Annotated in this window: 16 protein-coding genes and 1 riboswitch; of the genes, 3 read left to right on the top strand and 13 right to left on the bottom strand. The window is 62.6% G+C overall.

Features of this window, described 5'->3' with window-relative positions:
- Positions 1-68: 68 nt before the first annotated feature.
- Positions 69-944, bottom strand: coding sequence for a VOC family protein (locus MU551_RS14200; RefSeq protein ID WP_247045661.1), 876 nt, complete (start codon positions 942-944; stop codon positions 69-71).
- 99 nt (positions 945-1,043) lie between these two features.
- Complete coding sequence (locus tag MU551_RS14195; protein ID WP_247045659.1) at positions 1,044-2,126, bottom strand: amidohydrolase family protein; 1,083 nt, start codon at positions 2,124-2,126, stop codon at positions 1,044-1,046.
- A 98-nt stretch (positions 2,127-2,224) separates the two neighbouring features.
- A riboswitch (TPP riboswitch) is annotated at positions 2,225-2,332 on the top strand.
- Between MU551_RS14195 and thiC the strand changes: the two genes are divergently transcribed.
- Positions 2,328-4,172 carry a phosphomethylpyrimidine synthase ThiC gene (gene thiC / locus MU551_RS14190; protein ID WP_281507190.1) on the top strand — a complete coding sequence of 615 codons (1,845 nt, stop codon included), beginning with the start codon at positions 2,328-2,330 and terminating at the stop codon, positions 4,170-4,172. (Overlaps the previous riboswitch by 5 nt.)
- Here the strand turns inward: thiC and MU551_RS14185 are convergent.
- Entirely contained in the window at positions 4,141-4,875 is a 735-nt protein-coding gene (locus MU551_RS14185; protein ID WP_247045657.1) for an alpha/beta hydrolase, read from the bottom strand. The genes thiC and MU551_RS14185 overlap by 32 nt on opposite strands.
- 56 nt (positions 4,876-4,931) lie before the next feature.
- Positions 4,932-6,518: a signal recognition particle protein gene (gene ffh / locus MU551_RS14180; protein ID WP_247045655.1), complete on the bottom strand. Its 1,587-nt coding sequence runs from the start codon at positions 6,516-6,518 to the stop codon at positions 4,932-4,934.
- A 163-nt stretch (positions 6,519-6,681) separates the two neighbouring features.
- Here ffh and MU551_RS14175 point away from each other — a divergent pair, with 163 nt between their 5' ends.
- A complete protein-coding gene (locus MU551_RS14175) occupies positions 6,682-8,076 on the top strand; it encodes a glucose-6-phosphate dehydrogenase (protein WP_247045653.1) in 1,395 nt (464 codons plus the stop codon).
- Positions 8,077-8,155: 79 nt separating this feature from the next.
- Here the strand turns inward: MU551_RS14175 and MU551_RS14170 are convergent, their stop codons facing one another.
- Positions 8,156-8,494, bottom strand: a complete 339-nt coding sequence (locus MU551_RS14170) for a P-II family nitrogen regulator (RefSeq protein ID WP_247045651.1) — start codon at positions 8,492-8,494, stop codon at positions 8,156-8,158.
- Entirely contained in the window at positions 8,491-9,849 is a 1,359-nt protein-coding gene (locus MU551_RS14165) for an ammonium transporter (protein ID WP_247045649.1), read from the bottom strand. Before MU551_RS14165 ends, MU551_RS14170 begins: the two co-directional genes overlap by 4 nt.
- Before the next feature lie 248 nt (positions 9,850-10,097).
- Here MU551_RS14165 and MU551_RS14160 point away from each other — a divergent pair, with 248 nt between their 5' ends.
- Complete coding sequence (locus MU551_RS14160) at positions 10,098-11,351, top strand: MFS transporter (protein WP_372489860.1); 1,254 nt, start codon at positions 10,098-10,100, stop codon at positions 11,349-11,351.
- A 66-nt stretch (positions 11,352-11,417) separates the two neighbouring features.
- Here MU551_RS14160 and ftsY read toward each other — a convergent pair whose 3' ends face one another.
- The 7 genes from ftsY to MU551_RS14125 form a co-directional block, all read right to left on the bottom strand.
- Positions 11,418-12,632, bottom strand: a complete 1,215-nt coding sequence (gene ftsY, locus MU551_RS14155) for a signal recognition particle-docking protein FtsY (RefSeq protein WP_247045647.1) — start codon at positions 12,630-12,632, stop codon at positions 11,418-11,420.
- A gap of 87 nt (positions 12,633-12,719) precedes the next feature.
- Positions 12,720-16,367, bottom strand: coding sequence for a chromosome segregation protein SMC (smc, locus tag MU551_RS14150; protein WP_247045645.1), 3,648 nt, complete (start codon positions 16,365-16,367; stop codon positions 12,720-12,722).
- Between the two features lie 218 nt (positions 16,368-16,585).
- The gene (locus MU551_RS14145) at positions 16,586-18,829 is read right to left on the bottom strand and encodes a hypothetical protein (RefSeq protein WP_281507200.1); all 2,244 of its coding nucleotides are present in this window, start codon (positions 18,827-18,829) and stop codon (positions 16,586-16,588) included.
- A gap of 192 nt (positions 18,830-19,021) precedes the next feature.
- Positions 19,022-20,005, bottom strand: a complete 984-nt coding sequence (gene mutM / locus MU551_RS14140) for a bifunctional DNA-formamidopyrimidine glycosylase/DNA-(apurinic or apyrimidinic site) lyase (protein ID WP_247045641.1) — start codon at positions 20,003-20,005, stop codon at positions 19,022-19,024.
- 8 nt (positions 20,006-20,013) lie between these two features.
- A complete protein-coding gene (gene rnc, locus MU551_RS14135) occupies positions 20,014-20,733 on the bottom strand; it encodes a ribonuclease III (protein ID WP_247045639.1) in 720 nt (239 codons plus the stop codon).
- A 23-nt stretch (positions 20,734-20,756) separates the two neighbouring features.
- Positions 20,757-20,960: a 50S ribosomal protein L32 gene (gene rpmF / locus MU551_RS14130; protein WP_247045637.1), complete on the bottom strand. Its 204-nt coding sequence runs from the start codon at positions 20,958-20,960 to the stop codon at positions 20,757-20,759.
- A 37-nt stretch (positions 20,961-20,997) separates the two neighbouring features.
- Positions 20,998-21,522, bottom strand: coding sequence for a YceD family protein (locus MU551_RS14125; RefSeq protein WP_247045635.1), 525 nt, complete (start codon positions 21,520-21,522; stop codon positions 20,998-21,000).
- Between the last annotated feature and the right edge of the window lie 38 nt (positions 21,523-21,560).

The raw sequence follows: 21,560 nt of genomic DNA, 5'->3' as shown, positions 1-21,560 counted from the left end.
ATTGAGCCTCACCGTGGCCGTCCGAATCAGCCTAACGCAGAAGGCAGCACAACCCGGAAGGCATGACGTCAGCGCACTGCCACGCGAATCCTGTTGCGCCACGGATCCTCAAAGCGGAGTTCCAGGCCGGTGTGGTGGGAAGAGACGCCGGCGACTTTCAAGCGGTCAGCGAGCGCCCCGACGTCGTCGCCCGAGGGAACTTCGATGAGAACTTCGCCCAATCCGAGGGTGTCCTTGCGGGGCCCGGCGCCGCGGCTGTTCCAGACATTCATGGCCATGTGGTGGTGATAGCCTCCCGCGGACACAAAAAGGGCCTGGCCATGCCAGCCTGCGGTCTTTTCAAAGCCCAGCGTATCCACGTAGAAGTCCTGGGCCGTCTGGACGTCACCTACCTGGAGGTGGACATGCCCGACGCCGGCACCCGACTCCCGCTGTCCGGAGACTCTCGCTTCGGTCAGGTGGCTCTGGAGGTAGTGCTGAGGGGGAAGCGGCAAACTGTCCATCACAACGTTCTTGCCGTCCCAGGACCACGCCTCGCGGGGGCGGTCCCAATAGAGTTCGATCCCGTTTCCTTCAGGATCGTTGAAGTAGAAGGCTTCGCTCACCAGGTGATCCGCACTGCCGGTGAACAACCGGGGCTCATACTGGGCGGCTGTTGCCACTGTGGCTGCCAGGGCTGCCTGATCCTCGAACAACAAGGCGGTATGGAACAAGCCTGCCTCGCCGCGGGAAGGAACAGCGAGGCCTGGCGCTGAAGCGAGGTGAACCAACGGTTGGCGGCGTCGGCCCAGATAGAGCCCGCCATCCTGCTCGGCCACGACGTCCAGACCAAGGGCGCGCTGGTAATAATCGGTCATCAGTTTCAGGTCCCGCACCTTAAGCATCACTGTGCCCATTGTCAGGTCGGCGGGGAGCAGGTCCTGGCTGCTCGTTTCCGTGGTCATGATTCACTCCTGGTTCCGGGGCCGCCCGGGAACGGCGACCTGCACTCATAGAGTTAAATTACTTGAAGCTTCAATTTATTCCCGGATCCTGCATCTCCCCTAACAAAGCACTTCCCCTCGGAGCACGATGTTCCGAAGCGTTCTCAGGGTAGTCAGGGACTCGCGGGGGTCTTCGGCGCACACCAGAACATCGGCGCCGGCACCTTCGGCCAAGCCTTCCGCGCCCAACCAGGAGCGTGCCGCCCAGGCCGCGGAGTCCAGCGCCGCAGCCGGAGGAAGGCCGGCGGCGTTCAGGGCGAGGACTTCGTCCACAATCCGTCCGTGCGCTATGACTGTTCCCGCATCTGTTCCGGCAAGGATTCGCACGCCCGCCTCGAATGCCTCCAGGACGCGCTCGTTGCGCCGCTTCCACAAGGAGCGCATATGGGCGGCGTACACCGGAAACTTCCCGTCTGCCCTGGAAGCGATATCGGGAAAGGTGGCGACGTTTATCAGCGTGGGAACCAGGGGAACACCCTGCTCGACTAAGCGGGGAATGTGGCGCGGAAGGAGGCCGGTGCCGTGTTCAATAGAGTCAACACCGGCGTCAAGCATGTCATCCAGCGTGTCCTCGGCAAAACAGTGGGCGGCCACCCGGGCACCCTCCTCGTGTGCCGCGAGAACGGCGTCCTTCACCGCCCAGGCAGGAAAAGAAGGCGCGAGATCCCCGGCGTCGCGGTCTATCCAGTCCCCCACGAGTTTGATCCACCCGTCGCCCGCGCGGGCCTGCTTCCTCACAGTCTCCGCCAGGTCGCCGGGCTCCACCTCGAGGGCGAGGTGCTTCAGGTAGCGGCGCGTCCTGGCAATATGCCTGCCGGACCTGATGATCCGCGGCATGTCGCTTCGTCGCTGAAGCCACCTGGTATCACTGGGCGAGCCGGCATCGCGGACCAGCAGGGTTCCGGCATCCCGGTCCAGCACGGCCTGGGCTTCGGCTATGTGGTCAGGCACTTCACCCTCCGCGCCCAGACCGATGTGGCAATGGGCGTCGGTGAGCCCTGGCAGAACCCAGCCATCGAGGACGACGTCGGGGTCCCTTGCCGGACGACGAAAAGTCAGCTTCCCGTCTACTGCCCACATGCCGTGGCGCTCCGAATCAGGCGATGTGAGCACCGTTCCGCTGAACTCGATTATTTTTGGCATGGGCAAAAGCCTAGCGGCGGACCACGGCGCGGCGTGCCTTGGGATAGCTGATGCTGCGGGCCCTCCGGTTGCGGGAGGCGTCGGTGTGATAGCTTCATCTACGACCACACGGGTGCCCTTGCAGGGGCTGAGATCGGGCTGACGCAGCTTGCGACCGTTGAACCTGTCCGGGTAATGCCGGCGAAGGAAGTGAGTATTCCCTTGAGTACCCCAGATTCACAGCACAGCCCTGTCCAAATTCCCTCCGGCGAAACACAGTCCCTGAAGTCGCACTCACTGAGCTACCTCTCCGATGAAGAAAACGGAATCAAGGTGCCGGTGACTGCGATCGCCTTGGAGGACTCCCCCAACGGCGATAAGAACGGTCCTTTCCACATCTACCGGACGGCCGGCCCCGGCAGCGACCCGGTGGTCGGGCTCAGGCCGTTCCGTTCGGAATGGATCGAAGCGCGTGGGGACACTGAGCCGTACAGCGGACGGGAGCGCACCCTGCTCGACGACGGCCGCTCGGCTGTCCGCCGCGGAGCAGCTTCAGCTGAGTGGAAGGGGACGCAGCCGGTGCCCCGCCGCGCCGTCGGCGGCAGGACGGTCACCCAGATGCACTACGCGCGGCAGGGCATCATTACACCGGAAATGCGTTTCGTGGCGCTCCGCGAAAACTGTGACGTTGAGCTGGTCCGCAGTGAACTGGCGGCAGGCCGGGCCATCATCCCGAACAACATCAACCACCCCGAGTCCGAGCCCATGATCATCGGCAAGGCATTCCTGGTGAAGATCAATGCGAACATCGGGAACTCGGCCGTCACAAGCTCTATTGCTGAAGAGGTGGACAAGCTGCAGTGGGCAACCCTGTGGGGTGCCGACACGGTCATGGACCTCTCCACGGGCGATGATATCCACACCACCCGCGAATGGATCATCCGCAACTCCCCCGTGCCCATCGGAACCGTCCCCATCTACCAGGCCCTGGAGAAGGTCAATGGTGAAGCCAACGCCCTGACGTGGGAGATCTTCCGCGACACCGTCATTGAACAGTGCGAGCAGGGCGTGGACTACATGACCATTCACGCCGGCGTTCTCCTTCGCTATGTCCCGCTGACCGCCAACCGGGTTACGGGCATCGTCTCCCGCGGCGGGTCCATCATGGCCGGCTGGTGCCTCGCCCACCATGAGGAGAACTTCCTCTATACCCACTTCGATGAGCTGTGCGACATTTTCGCGATGTACGACGTCGCGTTTTCACTGGGTGACGGCCTGCGGCCGGGTGCCACAGCAGACGCCAACGACGCCGCTCAGTTCGCCGAGCTGGACACCCTGGCCGAGCTCACTCAGCGTGCCTGGGAATATGACGTCCAGGTCATGGTGGAAGGGCCCGGGCACATTCCGTTCCACCTCGTGCGGGAGAACGTGGAACGTCAGCAGGAGCTTTGCAAAGGCGCGCCGTTCTACACCCTTGGACCTCTCGTCACCGACGTCGCCCCGGGCTATGACCACATAACCTCGGCTATCGGAGCGACGGAGATCGCGAGGTACGGCACGGCCATGCTCTGCTACGTCACGCCCAAGGAACACCTGGGACTGCCGAACAAAGACGACGTGAAGACGGGAGTCATCACCTATAAGATCGCCGCTCACGCCGCAGACCTTGCGAAGGGCCACCCCGGAGCCAACGAGCGGGACGACGCACTTTCCAAAGCCCGGTTCGAATTCCGCTGGCGGGACCAGTTCGCGCTCTCACTCGATCCGGCAACGGCCGAATCTTTCCATGACGAGACCCTGCCGGCCGAACCAGCAAAGACTGCCCATTTTTGCTCCATGTGCGGTCCCAAGTTCTGTTCCATGCGGATCAGTCAGGACATTCGTAACGAGTACGGGTCTGCGGAGGCACAAGCCCAGGTTGCAGAGATTGCTGCAATGACAGCCGGCATGCGCGAGAAGAGCGAAGAATTCCTCGCCGCCGGCGGAAAAGTGTACCTGCCCGAATTGCTGGTTCCGGCAAATGCCCCCGGTGGGCTCAGGAAGCCCGGGAGTGCTGACGCCGACTGACGTCAGCCAGGTATGACCGGATGATGCGGTCGCCGTCGACGGAATCGTGAGGCCGGTGCCCTCCCGCGGCAGTGCGGTGAAGGGCGCCGGTTTCGCGCAGGTAACCGGCAATCTCCTCATAGAGCGGCTCCCACCCCCCGGTGAGTACCAGGGTGGGGACCCCCGGGACAATGTGGAGCGGCGCTTCCCACGGCGGAGCCTGTAGCCGGAGCCGCCTCGCCGCTTTGCGTGCCTCGGGGGTGGTCGGCCCTGGCGTTTCGGCCGAAAAAGCACGGCGGACAAATTCCCGCTGGAAGTCTTCATCCCCAAGCTCGTGCCTGACGTCGAAAAGCGGCTCCATGAGTGACCTGTGCCCGGCGGTCGCAGGAAGTTCAGCGGTCAAGGAGAGGCAGGCGGGCTCCACCAGGGTCAGGGAATACACGAGGTCCGGGCGTTCCACAGCTGCCATCATTGCCGAGATGGCGCCCTGGGAGTGCGCCACTACGTGACCGCCGGCGGCTCCCCTGCCCTCATCGCTCAACGCCCCCAGGACAATGCCTTTGTCAGCGTCGAAGTCAGATTCCAGTGGCTCCGACTCGGCGTCGTATCCGTAACGCCGCAGGAACAGGGCGTCATAGGCCAGGGCCATGCCGTGCTGCTTGGGCCAGGCCGCCGATCCGAAGCTGCCTGCGCCGTGGACGAACACTACCCGCTGCTTGAACATGACCCAACCCTAAGGCAAGGCCCGGGCAATGTGCCCGGGCCACATCGATGCCCTGGCTACTTGTTTCCGCCGAGGAACTTGTCGAAGCCCTTGGGCAGGTTCAGCTGGGCGGGATCGAACTCTCCGCCCTGCTGGCCGAAGGCGGCACCAGTGGGAAGGGCTTTCGCAGCCTGTGAGCGCCGCGTCTCGGCGTCGCGCAGTTCCTGGGCTGCCTTGGCAGGGTTACCCGACCGCGCCTTCTTCTTCGGAGCGTTCTTCGCACCCTTGCGGGCGCCGGCCGCGTTGCCTGCTCCAGGCATGCCGGGCATCCCCGGCATGCCGCCGCCCTGGGCCATCTTCTTCATCATCTTCTGGGCCTGGGCGAAGCGTTCAAGCAGGCCGTTCACCTCAGAGACGTGTACACCTGAACCACGGGCAATTCGCGCCCGGCGTGAGCCGTTGATGATTTTCGGCGCAACGCGTTCGTGTGGCGTCATGGACCGGACAATGGCCTCAACCCGGTCGATTTCCCGCTCGTCGAACTGCTCAAGCTGCTGGCGGATGTTTTGGGCGCCCGGCATCATCATGAGCATTTTCTTCATGGAACCCATGTTGCGGATCTGCTGCATCTGGGCCAGGAAGTCGTCAAGCGTGAAGTCTTCCTGGTCGGCGAATTTCTTCGCCATCCGGGCAGCTTCGTCCTTGTCCCAGGACTTCTCGGCCTGCTCGATGAGGGTGAGGACGTCACCCATATCGAGGATGCGAGAGGCCATACGGTCGGGGTGGAAGAGTTCGAAGTCATCCAGGCTTTCACCGGTTGACGCGAACATCACGGGCTTTCCTGTGACGGAGGCGATCGAGAGGGCAGCACCGCCGCGGGCATCGCCGTCGAGCTTGGAAAGCACAATGCCGGTGAAGTTCACGCCTTCATCGAAGGCGAGCGCCGTGTTGACGGCGTCCTGGCCGATCATGGCATCGACGACGAACAGCACTTCGTTGGGGACAATGGCCCGGCGGATGTTCCGAGCCTGATCCATCATGTCGGCGTCCACGCCGAGACGTCCGGCGGTATCGACGATGACGACGTCATGGAGTTTCTGCCGCGCCTCCTCAACACCTGCGCGGGCAACGGCGACAGGATCGCCGGCCGGGTGCTCAAGCTCGGAGGTGGCGCCGGGGTGCGGTGCAAAGACGGGTACGCCTGCGCGCTTACCCACTACCTGCAGCTGGGTCACCGCATTGGGCCGCTGGAGGTCGCACGCAACGAGGATAGGGCTGTGGCCCTGGGACTTCATCCATTTGGAAAGCTTGCCGGCGAGGGTGGTCTTTCCTGCACCCTGCAGACCCGCCAACATGATGACGGTGGGGCCGGTCTTGGCGAGGCGGATACGCCGGGTTTCACCGCCGAGGATCTCGACGAGTTCCTCGTTGACGATCTTCACGATCTGCTGACTCGGATTCAGGGCACCGGAAACCTCAGCCCCCAGCGCCCGCTCGCGCACCCGTGCGGTGAATTCACGCACTACCGGTACGGCGACGTCGGCGTCCAGGAGGGCGCGACGTATTTCACGGACCGTGGCATCAACATCCGCCTCGGTGAGGCGGCCCTTGCCGCGGAGATTCTTGAAGGTTGCTGCCAACCGGTCAGAGAGTGAATTGAACACGCGCCGTGCACTTCTTTCAGTTGTTCTCGGATGACGGCCAATAAGGCGCGTCAACGTCGGGACTGGTGTTCGTCCGGACTGCTCGTCCGGGCGGACTGCCTCGACAACGGGACTCGACTATCTAGGGTACCAAGAGCCACCTTCAAGATGGCATGCTGGCAGGGTGACCAGCCAATCAAGTGTAAAAACCCTCCTCATTCTCGGCGCTTCCGGTGATCTCACCGGCCGGCTCCTGCTACCAGGTCTCGCCAGACTGGCCGCAAAGGGCCGTGCAGGGGGCCTCAAGCTTGTGGGGGCAGGCTCGGACCCCTGGACTCCGGAACAGTGGCTTGAACGGGTCAGTACGTCTTTCGCTGATTCGCTGGGCCAAGCCGATCCTGCCGGCAAGCTGGAGTTGGAGAGAATCGCCCGGTCCACTGACTACCACCAACTGGATGTGACGGCAGGAGGCGAGCTTGGGGCTCTGCTCAAACAGTTGGAGGGCCCGGTAGCCGTCTACTTTGCACTCCCGCCCCAGGTCAGCCAGAAAGCCTGTGAAGTCCTTACCCCGGAGGAGGTTCCGCCGGGAACACGTCTGGTGATGGAAAAACCCTTCGGCTCCAGCGAGGCCACTGCCCGGGAGCTGAACAACACCCTGGTGGGCCTTGTCCCGGAGGACCATATCCATCGCGTGGACCACTTCCTGGGGAAAGCGACCGTACTGAACATCCTCGGACTACGTTTCGCCAACACTTTCCTGGAACCGGTCTGGAACAGGAACTACATCGAGAAGGTTGAGGTCATCTTCGAAGAGGACCTCGCCTTGGAGGGACGCGCACGGTATTACGACGGCGCCGGCGCCTTACGGGACATGATCCAGAGCCATCTGCTGCAAATCATGGCACTGATGGCTATTGAACCGCCCGCCACGGTTGGCGAACGCGATTTGAGGGATGCCGTCAGCACCGTCCTGCGGGCCAGCAGCATCAAACCGCCCTTCAGCACCACCTCGCGCCGTGCCCGGTATACAGCCGGTTCCATTTCGGGCCGGGACATCCCCGATTACGTCCAGGAACAGGGTGTTGACGCGTCAAGGAACACGGAGACCCTCGCTGAAGTCCGGGTTGAAATAGACAACTGGCGCTGGCAAGGAGTCCCCTTCATCCTCCGCTCGGGAAAAGCCATGGGAATCAAGCGTAAAGAAGCCGTCATCACCTTCCGCCCTGTGCCGCATCTTCCGGCTGGCTTTACAGGGGTGGACTCCCCCAACCAGCTTCGGATCGGGTTTGGGCCTGACACGCTTCAGTTCGACGTGGATGTCAATGGCCCGGGCAATATCCTGAGCCTCGATCGGGCAACGCTGAATGCGGTATTGAGTGCCTCTGACCTCCTGCCCTATGGCGAAGTCCTGGAAGGGGTACTCACCGGGGATCCGTTGTTGTCCGTTCGCGGCGATGCCGCGGAGGACTGCTGGCGCATCGTGGACCCTGTCCTGCGCTCGTGGTCAAACGGCGAGCTACCTCTGGAGGAATACGACGCCGGAACCACCGGACCCGCTTCCTGGCCAGGTTCGCCTTAACAAGCAAAAGCGGGCCGGATACCTTTTCAGGTACCCGGCCCGCTTTGTGTTTCAGCTGTATCAGCCTCTGGTCCTTGAACTAGATTGCTGCGGAACCGCGTTCTCCGGTACGGACCCGGACGGCTTCAAAAACGTCCACGGTCCATACCTTGCCGTCACCGGCGCGCCCCGTGTTGGAGCTGGCGATGATGACATCGAGGATGTCGTCCGCCTGTTCGTCAGTGGCCAGAACCTCCACGCGGATCTTCGGCAGAAGGTCCACGTTGTACTCAGCACCGCGGTAAACCTCGGTGTAGCCGCGCTGCCGGCCGTAGCCGCTGGCTGCGCTGACCGTCAGGCCCTGTACTCCGTATGCTTCAAGTCCTTCCCGGATGGACTCAAGCTTTTCCGGCCTAACGATTGCTGTAATCAGTTTCATGCGCCCACGCTTTCCTTACCTGCTGCTGCATCAGTCTTTGTGCTGTCTGCGGGTGCTGCTGCGGCGCCCTGGGGCTTGCCGGTGATCAGTTCGTGCAGCGGCTGGAAGCTTCCGCCGTGGCCGCCGACGCCGAACTCGTAAGCGGTCTCTGCGTGCAGGCTGAGGTCTACACCCACAGCTTCCTGCTCCTGGGAGACCCGGAAGCCCATGGTCTTGTGGATGGCCAGGCCGATCACGGCGGTGAGGATCGCGGAGTAGGCGATGGCGATACCGGCTACTGCAAGCTGTGCCCAGAGCTGGGTGAAGCCGCCGCCGTAGAAGAGCCCGCCTCCGACGCCCTCTTGCGGAAGGGCGATGAAGCCAAGGGCCACGGTGCCGATGATGCCGGAGACAAGGTGGACACCCACAACATCGAGGGAGTCATCGAAGCCCCAGCGGAACTTCAGGCCAACAGCCAGGGCAGATGCGATACCTGCGATGAGACCGAGACCCAGTGCACCGACCGGGCTGACGTTTGCACAAGCCGGGGTGATGGCCACGAGGCCTGCGACAACACCGGATGCTGCGCCCAGGGAAGTTGGGTGTCCGTCGCGGATGCGCTCAATGATGAGCCAGCCGATCATGGCTGCGGCAGGTGCTGCGAGGGTGTTCACCCAGATCAGGCCACCCTGCTCTGCCGAGGAGGCGAGGCCGCCGTTGAAGCCGAACCAGCCGAACCACAGGATGGCAGCGCCGAGCATAACGAAGGGGATGTTGTGCGGGCGGTGGTTGGGATCCTTGCCGAAGCCCTTGCGGTTGCCGATGATCAGGACGAGGATCAGAGCCGCCACACCGGCGTTGATGTGGACAACCGTACCTCCGGCGAAGTCGATCGCCGTGCCGAGGGCCTGGCCGATTGCGCCGTCCGCACCGAAGAGGCCGCCACCCCAGACCATGTAGGCCAGCGGGCAGTAGACCAGTGTTACCCATACCGGCACGAAGACAGTCCAGGCGCCGAACTTGGCGCGGTCTGCAATGGCACCGCTGATCAGGGCCACAGTGATGATGGCGAAGGTAGCTCCGTAGCCGGCGAGGATGAGGCCGTTTGGCGACTCCGCGGTGTTGACGCCCTCAAGACCGAAGCTGGCGAACGGGTTTCCGACAATCTGCAGGAAGCCCTCACCGCCCGTCATGGAGTAGCCCCAGAGGACCCAGACAACGCCCACGATGCCGATGGAGATGAAACTCATCATCATCATGTTCAGCGCCGCCTTAGCGCGCGTCATTCCGCCGTAAAAAAATGCCAGCCCTGGTGTCATGAACAGCACGAGTGCCGCCGCAACCATGAGCCATACGTGACCTGCGGTAAGTTCCATGGTGCACGTCCTCCCTTGCCTAATGCTTGATAGATACCTATTGATGCTGCGAAGTGATCCGCTTGCCAACGCCTTGTTTGCGTTCTTAGAAGATTTTGGCTGTGCTGTGTTTCACTCACGGAGGATTTAGATTGCCGGGTTGTTACAAGAATCTCCCGGAAGTAAATGGTGCATATCCTGCTTGTTACGGATATGTTTCACGAGTCCAAAACCCCGTCCCTTTCTCCAATCGCTAGGATCCAAGCGCCATGACCGAACGATCCCCTTCCGGTAACGGGACCAAGGGAATTTCCGCGGATACCCCATCGCCGGGCAGGAGGCTCCCGCGCGATATCAAGGTGATGTTGGTTGCAGCGTTCCTTATTGCCCTGGGATTCGGCCTCGTGGCACCCGTGCTCCCGCAGTTCGCCACCACTTTCGACGTCGGCGCGACCGCTGCTGCCGTGATAGTAAGTATTTTCGCCCTGATGAGGCTGGTCTTCGCTCCGGCCGGTGGTGCCCTGATTGTCAGGTTCGGTGAGCGGCCCATTTATGTGGGCGGGCTACTGATCGTTGCTGCTTCTACGGCAGCGTGCGCCTTTGCCCAGGACTATTGGCAGTTGCTCATTTTCCGAGGGCTGGGCGGGGCAGGATCCGTGATGTTTACGGTGGCTTCAATGGCACTGGTGGTAAGGCTTGCTCCGCCGGAAAGCCGCGGCAGGGTTTCCGGAGCGTATGCTTCAGCGTTTCTGATCGGCAACGTCTGCGGGCCAATCGTGGGAGGCCTGCTGGCAGGTTATGGGCTCCGCGTTCCCTTCCTGGCCTACGCCGGTGCCCTGGTGTTGGCTGCTTTGGTGATCCAGACACAGCTCACGCACGTAACGGGGTCGCGCGAAGCGGGTAAAGCCAACCCGCCCATGGAGCTCCGCCAGGCGCTGGCAGACAGCGCCTACCGTGCAGGCCTCGTCTCCAGCTTCGCCAACGGCTGGGCAACTTTTGGCGTAAGGATGGCCACCGTGCCCCTGTTCGCCGTGGCGGCTATAGGCGCCGGCACGGAAGCCGCAGGGTGGGCGTTGGCGGTGTTCGCCGCTGGAAACGCCGCTTCGCTCTCCTTCTCGGGACGGCTGGCAGATTCTTTGGGCCGCCGGCCCATGATGATTACCGGCCTGCTGCTGACAGGCCTGGCCACGGGTGCCATCGGATTCACGTCCGACATGGTCTGGTTCCTGGTGGCATCAGCAGCAGCCGGCATTGGCTCAGGGATTCTGGGCCCGGCGCAGCAGGCCGCCGTTGCCGATGTAATCGGCAATGAACGGTCTGGAGGGCGTGTTTTGGCCGTGTTCCAGATGACGGCCGACACAGGGGCCATCATCGGGCCCGTGCTCGCCGGCGTCCTGGCGGACCAGCTTGGGTACGGCTGGGCGTTCGGTGTCACCGGGGGCGTGCTGGTGGTCGCCGCCGTCGCCTGGCTGTTGTCCCGGGAGTCCCTGCACCGCCCGTCCGGTCAGGCCGCCCCCAACTAAGTCGCAGTACTTGTTGTTTTGAGCAGTCAAAACGACACGTGCTGCTACCTAGTTGGGGAAGGGGTACTAGTTCAGCAGGGCGTCCACGAAGCCTTCAGCTTCGAACGGCGCCAGGTCATCAGCGCCTTCCCCGAGGCCGATGAGCTTGACTGGTACTCCAAGGGATTTCTGGATGGCGATGACGATCCCGCCCTTGGCGGTGCCGTCGAGCTTAGTGAGGACGATGCCCGTGATGTTGACCACTTCGGCAAAGACACGGGCCTGGTTCAGCCCGTTCTGGCCTGTGGTTGCGTCCAGGACCAGTAGGACCTCGTCCACCTCTGCGAGCTTCTCGATGACCCGTTTGACCTTGCCGAGTTCGTCCATCAGCCCGGTCTTGTTCTGAAGCCTTCCGGCCGTGTCGATCATCACCACATCGACTTCCTGGTCGATACCGGCCTTGACCGCCTCATAGGCGACAGAGGCAGGATCCGCGCCCTCGACGTCGGACTTCACCGTGGGAACGCCCACACGCTGGCCCCAGGTCGCCAATTGTTCAGCGGCTGCTGCGCGGAAAGTATCGGCAGCGCCCAGCAGAACGTCCTTGTCCTCGGCTACGAGTACTCGGGCGAGCTTGCCCACGGTAGTGGTCTTGCCGACGCCGTTGACGCCCACCACCAGCATCACCGCAGGGGTATCAGCGTGCCGCTCCACCCGCAGGCTCCGGTCCATTGAAGGATCCACCAGCTTGATCAGCTCTTCACGCAGGAGTGCCTTGACCTGTTCCGGCGAGCGCGTGCCAAGTACCTTGACCCGTTCGCGGAGGGCGTCCATCAACTCCATGGTGGGTCCGGTGCCAAGATCGGCCAGCAGGAGGGTCTCCTCGACCTGGTCCCAGACGTCCTCGTCGATTTTGTCACTGGACAGCAGGACCAAAAGCCCCTTGCCCAGAATGTTGTTGGACTTGACCAGGCGTTCGCGCAGCCTGTTCAAACGGCCGGCCACCGGGAGCGGCGTTTCAACCGGAATGGTCTCCAGCCCGGCAACGTTGTCCGGCACCTCTGTGATTTCAAGGGCTTCCAGGTCGACGCCGACAGGAGCGTTTCGTTCCTTGCCAACCACCGGCCTGTCCTCAACCAGCGTGCCGCCAGCTCCTTGCTGCGGCTCCTCGGGATCGTTCAGGTCACGCGTACCCGGGTAGCGGTTGATGTTCTTCCGGGTCTTCATGAAAACCGGAATCAGGCCGCCGATAACCACCAGGGCAGCAAGAATGGGCAGAAGAATAGGGAGGATGTCGTTCACTCCCCTAGCTTCTCACAATCGGGAACGGCGTTTCTTGAAGCCGGCAGGCCTGCGTGCTCCCCGTGGCCCAGAGGGTCAGAGGCTTATTCAGACCTCAGCGCCAAGTCGTTGACTGATGACGGTGGAGACACCATCTCCGCGCATTGTCACGCCATACAGAGCGTCCGCCACTTCCATGGTCCGCTTTTGGTGGGTGATAACGATGAGCTGGCTGGATTCACGCAGTTCCTCGAAGATGGTGATGAGACGGCCCAGGTTGGTGTCATCAAGTGCTGCCTCCACTTCATCCATAACGTAGAACGGCGACGGCCGGGCTTTGAAAATGGCAACGAGGAGAGCGACTGCCGTGAGCGAGCGTTCGCCGCCTGACAGCAGTGATAGCCGCTTTATTTTCTTTCCGGCCGGTCGGGCTTCCACCTCGATACCGGTTGTCAGCATGTCCGTGGGATCGGTCAGCACCAACCGGCCTTCACCGCCCGGGAACAGCCGGGCAAAGACCCGCACGAACTGGGCTGACGTATCGGCGAAAGCCTCCGCGAACACCTTCTGCACGCGTTCGTCGACTTCCTTGATGATGTCCAGTAGGTCCTTTCGACTGGACTTAAGATCCTCCAACTGAGTGCTGAGAAACTGATGCCGTTCTTCGAGGGCCGCGAATTCCTCCAGAGCCAGCGGGTTGACACGGCCCAACGAAGAGAGGTCACGCTCAGCCCTTTTCAGGCGTTTTTCCTGTTCTTCCCTGACATAGGGCTTGCCTTCGAGTACAGGGTTTCCGTCTTCATCCACCGGGGCGCGAAGGGATGCCCATTTATCGGTTGTTTCCCCTGCGGGCAGCGGAACAGGCAAATGGGGGCCGTAGTCAGCCACGAGCTGGTCTGGGGTAAGCCCAAGTTCTTCCACCGACCGGAGCTCGAGCGCCTCGATCCGAAGCTGCTGCTGGGCTCGGGCCAACTCATCCCGGTGCACAGAATCAGTCAGGTCGGCCAGTTCCCGCGCAAGAGCATCATTGCTTGACCGCACTTCCACGAGTTCGCGGTCCCTGGCCTCCTTCTGTTCCTCGGCATCGTCCCGTTCCTGCCGGGCAAGTTCAACGGATACATCGACGAAGGCGGCCGCCTGCTCCACAGCAGAGGCGACGGCGGCGGCGCGGGCAGCCTGGAGCCGGCGCGTGGCAGCCCGCTGCGCCGCTTCCTCCCGCGCGCGCCGCTCGGTCGCGGCCGCCCTTTCGAGGGAAGACGCCCGGTTCCGGGTGGCAGTCAGTTGTTCTTCGGCACTCCTCAGCGAAAGCCGGGCGTCCATTTCGGCAGCCCTGGCCAGCGACGCCGCCAAGGCCAGGGCGTCCCGATGCTCTGAGGACGGTTCCTGGTCCGCCGGCGCCTCCTCTGCAGCGGCCAGGCGGGCCGCTGCCTGCTGCAGACCGTCCCGCTCGGTGAGGATGTTCGCTTCTGCTGCCGTCAACGAGGCAGCGAGCCTTTCGCTCTCCCCCACCGCACTGCGCAGCACTGAATTCAGATGTCCAAGGCGTTCGGCGACAGCTGCCAGCCGGGCATCCGAATCGTGCAGTTTCTCGAGCGCCGCGTCAGTCCTCTCCTGGGCCTCCGCCCTTTTTGACTCTGCGGAGGCCACCGCAAACCGCGTGCGCTCCAACCCGGCCACAATGCCTTTTATCCGGGCATCGGCGTCGTCGACGGCGGCCTGCACCTCCAACAATGAGGGAACCGACGCGGAACCACCTGTGACCGTCAGAGCCGTAAAGACGTCCCCGGCACGAGTCACCGCCGTGAGTTCGGGACGAATGGCGACGACCTCCGCTGCGGACTCGGGGTCTTCAACGAGGACCACGCCGGCAAGCAGTTCCGCCAGGGCACTTTCCCCTGACTGGGAAGTTTCGCCCGGCTTCGAGGATTCTCTGAGGTCAGGGGACTGAACAACCGTCAAGGCCCACCGGGCACCTCCCGGGGGCTCCGGAGTATCTGCGGGAAGCCGCTGCTCCCGTGTTACTGATCCGGGGGTACCGGACCCGGCGCCTGCGAGCAGCAGCGACGCACGTCCGGCGTCGTCGTCCTTCAAGAGCTGAACTGCTTCGAGGGCGGTGCGGGCATCCCGGACCACCACGGCATCCGAGCACGAACCCAGGGCCGCCGCAATGGCCGCTTCGTAACCGGCCTCAATCTTCAGTGTTGAGGCCAACGTGCCTATGGTTCCCGGAAGCCGGGCATCAACGATGTGGCTGGTGCCATCCTTGCGGTTCAGGCCCATTTGCAGGGCATCGCGCCTGGCAGCCAGAGCATCCCGCTCACGTTCAGCCTCCCGCTCAGCGGCTCTCAGCTCTTCGATTTCAGCGAGAGCTTCCTCAAGCGAGGCACTGGCGTTTTCGTAATCGGCGTCAAGGCTTTCCTCGCCATCTTCAACCCCTGCCACCTGGGATTCGAGGGCCGTGAACTCAGATTGTGCGAGGCGACGCCGCTCATCACCTGAAGCTTTTGATTCCCGAAGGCGTCCCAGCTCAGCTTCTGCCGACTCCACCCGGGACCTCGCCGCGGCAACCTGCCCGGCCAGACGTGCCAGCCCTTCCCGCCGGTCTGCCGCTGCCCTGAGCACTGCGGCCAGTCGCCTGTCCTCAGCGGCGGCCGATTCTTCAGCCTCTTTCTTTCCCGTTGTCGCCGCTTCCAGCTCACCGCTCTTGACCGCGATAAGGTGCTCGAGCTCAGCCTGCTCGGCCCGCACCCTTGCTGCCTGCTTTTCCAGCTGTTCAGGATCCCGTCCGGAGTCAGGAACGGGGTCGGAGGCGCCAAGCAGCCGGCGCCTCTCCGTGGCCAGGGAGCCAAGCGAGCGAAGACGCTCCCTGTGGGCGGTCAACTGATACCACGTATCGCGGGCGGCGCTGAGCCGCGGTGTGGCTTCGGCTGCCAACTGCTCCAAAGCGGACTGCCGACGGCGACCTCCTTCAAGCTCCAACTCCACCACACCCCGGCGCTCCTTGAGGGCAGACTCATCGGCCACATCCTGTTCGAAAGCGGATTGCAACCGGACGAGGTCGTCGGCGAGAAGCCTTGCACGCGCGTCACGTACCTCGAACTGGACGGTCTGGGCCCGCCTGGCGATTTCCGCCTGCTTACCCAGCGGCGTCAGCTGGCGGCGGATTTCCGACGTCAGGTCAGTGAGCCGTTGGAGGTTGGCCTGCATGGCCTCGAGCTTGCGGACAGTTTTTTCCTTGCGACGGCGGTGCTTGAGGATGCCGGCGGCCTCTTCGATGAAACCCCTGCGGTCCTCTGGCGTTGCGTGCAAAACTTTATCGAGCTGACCTTGGCCGACAATCACATGCATTTCACGGCCCAGCCCCGAGTCCGAGAGCAGTTCCTGAATATCCAACAGACGGCAGCCGGCACCGTTGATGGCGTACTCGGAGCCGCCGGTCCGGAACAGCGTCCGGGAAATGGTGACCTCGCTGTATTCGATCGGCAGTGCGCCGTCGGTGTTGTCGATGGTCAAAGACACGTGCGCCCGGCCGAGGGGCGGGCGTCCGGATGTTCCCGCAAAAATGACGTCTTCCATCTTGCCGCCGCGCAGGGTCTTGGCGCCCTGTTCACCCATGACCCAGGCCAAGGCGTCCACCACATTGGACTTACCGGAGCCGTTGGGACCCACTACAGCAGTGACGCCTGGCTCAAAGTCGAAGGTCGTGGCCGACGCAAACGACTTGAATCCCCGGACAGTCAGGCTTTTAAGGTGCAAAGTGGTTCGGATCTCCTGAATAGCTGCGGTGCTGGGTCATGCGGGTGGGATAGACGAAAGCGGCGTTGGCTTTCTGCCCCAAATCTACTGCTTGGCAGCGACAATCAGCGGATTTCGGCTTGATGTGCCTGCCGGGCGCCCACAGAAAAGGGCAATGCTTGACTCAAACATTGCCCTTTTCTTACCTGTGGCGAAAGCAACCGGCGCTTCAGCTGGAACTAGTGCATCAGGATGCTCCACGTTCCGTTGGAAGTGACTTCGTAAAAAGCTGGTCCCAACAGCGGCACCACGCCTGAGTACGGTCCGATTTCGTTCACGACAAGGTCCGTTTCATACTGGCCGTATGCCCAGATGATGAAATTGCTGCTTCCGTTGTTCACCAGGGTGCCCGGACGCGAGTGGCCTGTGTAGAGCAGGACTGCGTCTCCCTTGCCGACGACCTCGAATGTGCCGTCGAAGCGGGGAACAGTAGCAACGCCGGAGACGGTAATGGTCCAAGGTCCGTCGGCCTGGATTTCCAGATAGACGGTCTCCACGCCCTCGTCGTTCCACTCATCGAAAAGAACAGTACCGCCGTAGGCGCCGATCTCATTTGCCACAAGATCCAGCTTCTGGAGCGATCCGTCCAGGCTCCACACGATGAAGTTTCCGGTCCCTTCGTGCTTGAGGGCAGCGACCCCTGCCAAGGCCGCACCACCTGGTTTGTTGATTCGGAGAACAGTGCTCCCGACTCCGGAGTACTGCTCAAAGAGAACCGGACCGGTGCTGATGACGCCGCCCTGGAAGGACTGACTGCAGTGACCGCCACTGCACGTCTGAGCCGCAGTGGGATAGCCGTAGCGCCCGTCCTGGGCTCCGTTCGCAGCCCAGGTGATGGCGATCGGACCGCCCACGCCGTGGACGCCTGCTCCGCTCGAGACTACTGCACCGGCTTGAAAAGGCTGTTTGCAGCCGTCGTTACTGAAGCCGCATTGAGCAGCGCCCACGGGATAGCCCAAATATCCGAAGACTCCGCCAAGTTCAAGCCACCGCGCTGAGAAGGGGTTCGGGCTGGCGACGGCCGCCGACGAGCCTGTCAGGGACACCGTTCCTGTCTGGAAATTTTGCTGGCAGCCGTTCCCCGGCAGGCCGCAGACGTGATCACCTGTGGGATAACCCAGGTTCGAGGTGTGTCCACCAGCAGCCCAATACGTGGAGCGGATCGATCCTTGTACCGCAAAGACGCCACCGGTGGGAGGCAAGTAGATGCTTCCGCCTTGGAAATCCTGGATGCAGCCGCCTCCGGCAAGACCGCACCGTTGCTCGCTGGTGGGGTAGCCGAGCGCTCCACCCTGTCCGCCCTTTGCCCAATAGGAGGGGCGGATCGGATCAAGGACGGCCAGCGTTCCGCTGGCAGGAGTGAGGTAGAGCGTTCCCCGCTCGAAGTCCTGCTGGCAACCACCGCCCACCAGGCCGCAATTGTGGTTGGCCTTAGGATAACCAAGTGCACCTCCCTGTCCCTCGGCTGCCCAATAGGCTGCCCTCAACGCGCCTTGAACCGCAAAGGTTCCGCCCTGAGGGGTGACGTAGATTGTGCCGCCCTGGAAGTCCTGTTGGCAGCCACCGGCAAAGAGGTCGCAGTGCTTATCGGTTGTCGGGTAGCCGAGGGCCCCGCCTTGGCCGGCCTTGGCCCAATAGACACCTCGGACGGAGCCGACCACCGCAAATGTTCCGGCTGATGGCGTGACATAGGCTGACCCGCCTTGGAAGTCCTGTTGGCACCCGCCGCCTATGAGTCCGCACCTGATCCCTGTTGTCGGATAGCCCAGTTCACTGTATTCCCCGCCTCCCGCCAGCCACGTGGCGTGAACCGAACCGGTGAGCGCATGCGTCCCGGTGGTCGGTGTGATGTAGATGACTCCGCCGTCGAAGGCCTGGGCGCAGGCGCCGCGGGCAAGTCCGCAGCGCTGGTCACCTGCCGGGTAGCCCAAGGGGCCGCCCTGTCCCGCGGCGGCCCAGTACGTGGATCGGATCGGCTCAGCCACCACCCTAAAATTACCCGCCGGTGTCCGGTAGATGCTCGCCACCGCAAAGTCCTGTTGGCATCCGCCTCCAGTCAGGCCACAATTTATGGGCCCCTTGGGCTGACCGAGGGAATGCTGGGCGGCAAGAGCTTCGAAGTCTGCCGCGTAGGGGGGGCCCGGGAACGGCCCAGCTTCAGTGGTGGCCGTCTGCGCAGGCTCTGGAGACGTAGAGGTCTCCGGAACTGCCGTCGGCTCCGCCGTTGTCTCTGCCGCAGGAGCTTCTTCGGCGCTTGGTGATGGAGCCAAGGGGAGTTTAGCTGGCTCCGTTGGTTCCGGCGCCGGTGATGCAGTGGCGGTAAGTGTGGGGGCGGGCGCGTCGACTGTCGCAGGGGCTGACGCACTTGCGGTTTGGGTGGGTTCCGGGCCAGGAGGGTCTGTAGCCGATGCCGCCGGAATCATCACCCCTGCCAATAGAAGTGCCAAGGCAGCCGATGCCGCCAGGGAGCGGATTCGACCAAGACTTTTTCCCACAGTTCCCCCAAATTTGTACAAGAAGTGTTGTTAGCCCTCGCATCTTCTCATATTGGATAGGAATGTCCGCGAAAAATGCGAAGGCAATCCCGTGGCGGGCATCAAGCCGTGTGGCGGCTCCTACCAGCGGCCGTTTCGCGGTCTGGGCTGGCACACGGGACATGTGTAAGAGGATCGGTTCATGAACTGCTCACGCTTCATCAGACTGGCCAGGCCGACGTCGGCGCACCGCTTGCACTCCTGGCCTTCCCTGCCGTAGGCGTTCAGAGAACGGTCGAAGTAGCCGGAGGCTCCGTTGACATTGACATAGAGGGAGTCGAAACTGGTGCCGCCTGCGGCCAAGGCATCCAGCATGACCTCGCGGACGGCCTCGATTATGCGCAGCGCTTCTGCCTTTCGAAGCGTGTCAGTGGGACGGGCGTAGTGCAGCCGGGCTTTCCATAACGCCTCGTCCGCATAGATGTTCCCAATGCCCGAAACAAGGCCCTGGTCCAGGAGAGCGCGCTTCAGCCCTGTCTTGCGAAGACGCAGCCGCCGATAGAAGGCATCGAAGGAGAAATGGGGATCCAGTGGGTCACGTGCAATGTGGGAGGCCTCTTCGGCGATCATCGCCAGAGGCTCCTCGGCAAGCCCGCCTGGCCCGCCGTCGTCTGTCGGAACAAGCGACGTGACGAAAAGCCCGCCGAAAATCCGCTGGTCCACAAAACGTAACTCTTCGGGCATGCCGCTGCTGGGACTCAGCCGCAGCCGGACCTTCAAGTGTTTTTCATCAGGTTCCGCGGCATCCTCGACCAGCAGCTGGCCGCTCATGCCCAAATGGGCCATCACCGCCACAACCGGGCGCATATTCTGACCTGAAGCCGAACCCGGCGCCGTACCCGCCGAGGCAGCTTGTGCTTCCGCCAGCGGCATCCACAGGAACTTGCCGCGACGGACGACGTCGATGACTGTGGCACCCTCAAGATTCCCGGCAAAGTCCTCAGGACCCAGCAGGTGCCTGCGGACCGAACGGGGATCGAGGACGTCCACCGAGATGATGGTGCGTCCGCGGACCCAGTTCACCAGGCCGCGGCGCACGACTTCTACTTCTGGCAGCTCGGGCAAGGAACCGCCTAGACGCCTGCCTGCGTACCGGATGCTGCGTTGGCGTCGCGGGCAGACGAGAGCTTACGCCACGCGTCGGCCGCGGCCTCCTGCTCCGCTTCCTTCTTTGAATGCCCCGCACCCTTGCCATAGTCGATCCCACCGATGCGAAGCACGGCCTGAAAAGTGCGGGCATGGTCCGGACCGGAACCCTCAACGGCATAGTAGATGCTGCCCAGTTGCCGGCTGGCAGCCAGCTCCTGGATGCTGGTCTTCCAGTCGGTTCCGGCACCAAGGGCCGCGGCATCCTTCAGCAGCGGGCCGATGAGGCGCATCACCAGCTGGCGGGCAGTCTCGATGTCATTCGAGACATAAGTGGCTCCGATCAGGGCTTCCATGGTGTCCGCAAGGATGGATGCCTTGTTCTTGCCCTCGGTGAGTTTTTCACCCTGGCCAAGATAGATGTACTCCCCGATACCGAGGCTTCGCCCGATTCCTGCCAACGCCCTTGTACTGACGACAGCGGAGCGCCGCTTGGCGAGGTCACCCTCCGGGAGGGAAGGATTGTCCCGGTACAGGGCGTCAGTGACGGAGAAGCCAAGGATGGAATCACCCAGGAACTCCAGGCGCTCGTTGGTGGGTATGCCTCCGTTTTCGTAGGCATAGGAGCGGTGTGTGAGCGCAAGACGAAGCGTCCCGGCGTCAATAGAGACACCGAGACGCTTCAGAAGCTCTTCAGTTGAAGACATCTTGTTCAGCCTTGTATGGCCGATTAGACGTCCGCGACCCTGCGGCCCTTGTACTCAAGGAACAGCGCAGTGCCAGCCGAGTCGGTGACGACCTTTGCCTGGTGCGGCAGGCTGTAGGTAACCTGGCCGTTCTCAATGGTCTTCACCAGGTGGGGGGCGGTCGCCTTCCACTGGGAACGGCGGGCGCGGGTATTCGAGCGAGACATTTTCCGCTTGGGAACAGCCACGGCTAACTCATTTCTCTCTTAGTCCAACACTTACAAATCAATTTTGCCGGTCAGGCTTAGCCAGATCAGCTAGGGCAGCCCAGCGAGGATCTACGACCTCGTGGTGGTGCCCCGGCTCGTCTTCCAGGCGCGCTCCGCATTCGGAACAAAGGCCCTGGCAGTCTTCCCGGCACACCGGCTGGAACGGCAGCATGGTAATCACTGCGTCCCGCAACACCGGTTCAAGATCGATCAGATCGTGCTCGACTCGACGTTGCTCTTCATCGTCTTCTCCTTCAGAGAACTGAACGCCCTCGTAGAAGAAAAGTTCTTGCACATTGACCTCAAGGTCATACGCAAGGGGATCCAGGCATCGGCCGCATTCACCGGAAACTTCGGCGACTACGTTTCCTGATACCAGAATTCCTTCGTGTACGGCCTCAAGCCTCAGGTCCAGTTCGATATCCGAACCTTGCTGAACGCCAATGAGTGCTACACCAAGATCACTTGGTGCAGGTACATGCTCCGTCAGTGTCCGCATGCTTCCCGGACTGCGTCCGAGGTCCTTGACGTCAAACACCAAGGGCGAACTAGCATCTCGTTTAATGAGAACTCCTGTTG

This window comes from Arthrobacter rhizosphaerae (genome assembly GCF_023062595.1).
GTDB classification, from domain to species: Bacteria; Actinomycetota; Actinomycetes; order Actinomycetales; family Micrococcaceae; genus Arthrobacter; species Arthrobacter rhizosphaerae.
The sequence above is the reverse complement of the archived record's forward strand: the minus strand, read 5'-3'. Positions and strand labels throughout refer to the sequence as shown.

Bases quoted from the DNA above. Each gene is read 5' to 3' on its own strand.
- MU551_RS14200 (WP_247045661.1), bottom strand. From the start codon at position 944: ATGACCACGGAAACGAGCAGCCAGGACCTGCTCCCCGCCGACCTGACA.
- MU551_RS14195 (WP_247045659.1), bottom strand. From the start codon at position 2,126: ATGCCAAAAATAATCGAGTTCAGCGGAACGGTGCTCACATCGCCTGAT.
- MU551_RS14185 (WP_247045657.1), bottom strand. From the start codon at position 4,875: ATGTTCAAGCAGCGGGTAGTGTTCGTCCACGGCGCAGGCAGCTTCGGA.
- MU551_RS14170 (WP_247045651.1), bottom strand. From the start codon at position 8,494: ATGAAACTGATTACAGCAATCGTTAGGCCGGAAAAGCTTGAGTCCATC.
- MU551_RS14165 (WP_247045649.1), bottom strand. From the start codon at position 9,849: ATGGAACTTACCGCAGGTCACGTATGGCTCATGGTTGCGGCGGCACTC.
- MU551_RS14160 (WP_372489860.1), top strand. From the start codon at position 10,098: ATGACCGAACGATCCCCTTCCGGTAACGGGACCAAGGGAATTTCCGCG.
- MU551_RS14145 (WP_281507200.1), bottom strand. From the start codon at position 18,829: ATGATTCCGGCGGCATCGGCTACAGACCCTCCTGGCCCGGAACCCACC.
- rnc (WP_247045639.1), bottom strand. From the start codon at position 20,733: ATGTCTTCAACTGAAGAGCTTCTGAAGCGTCTCGGTGTCTCTATTGAC.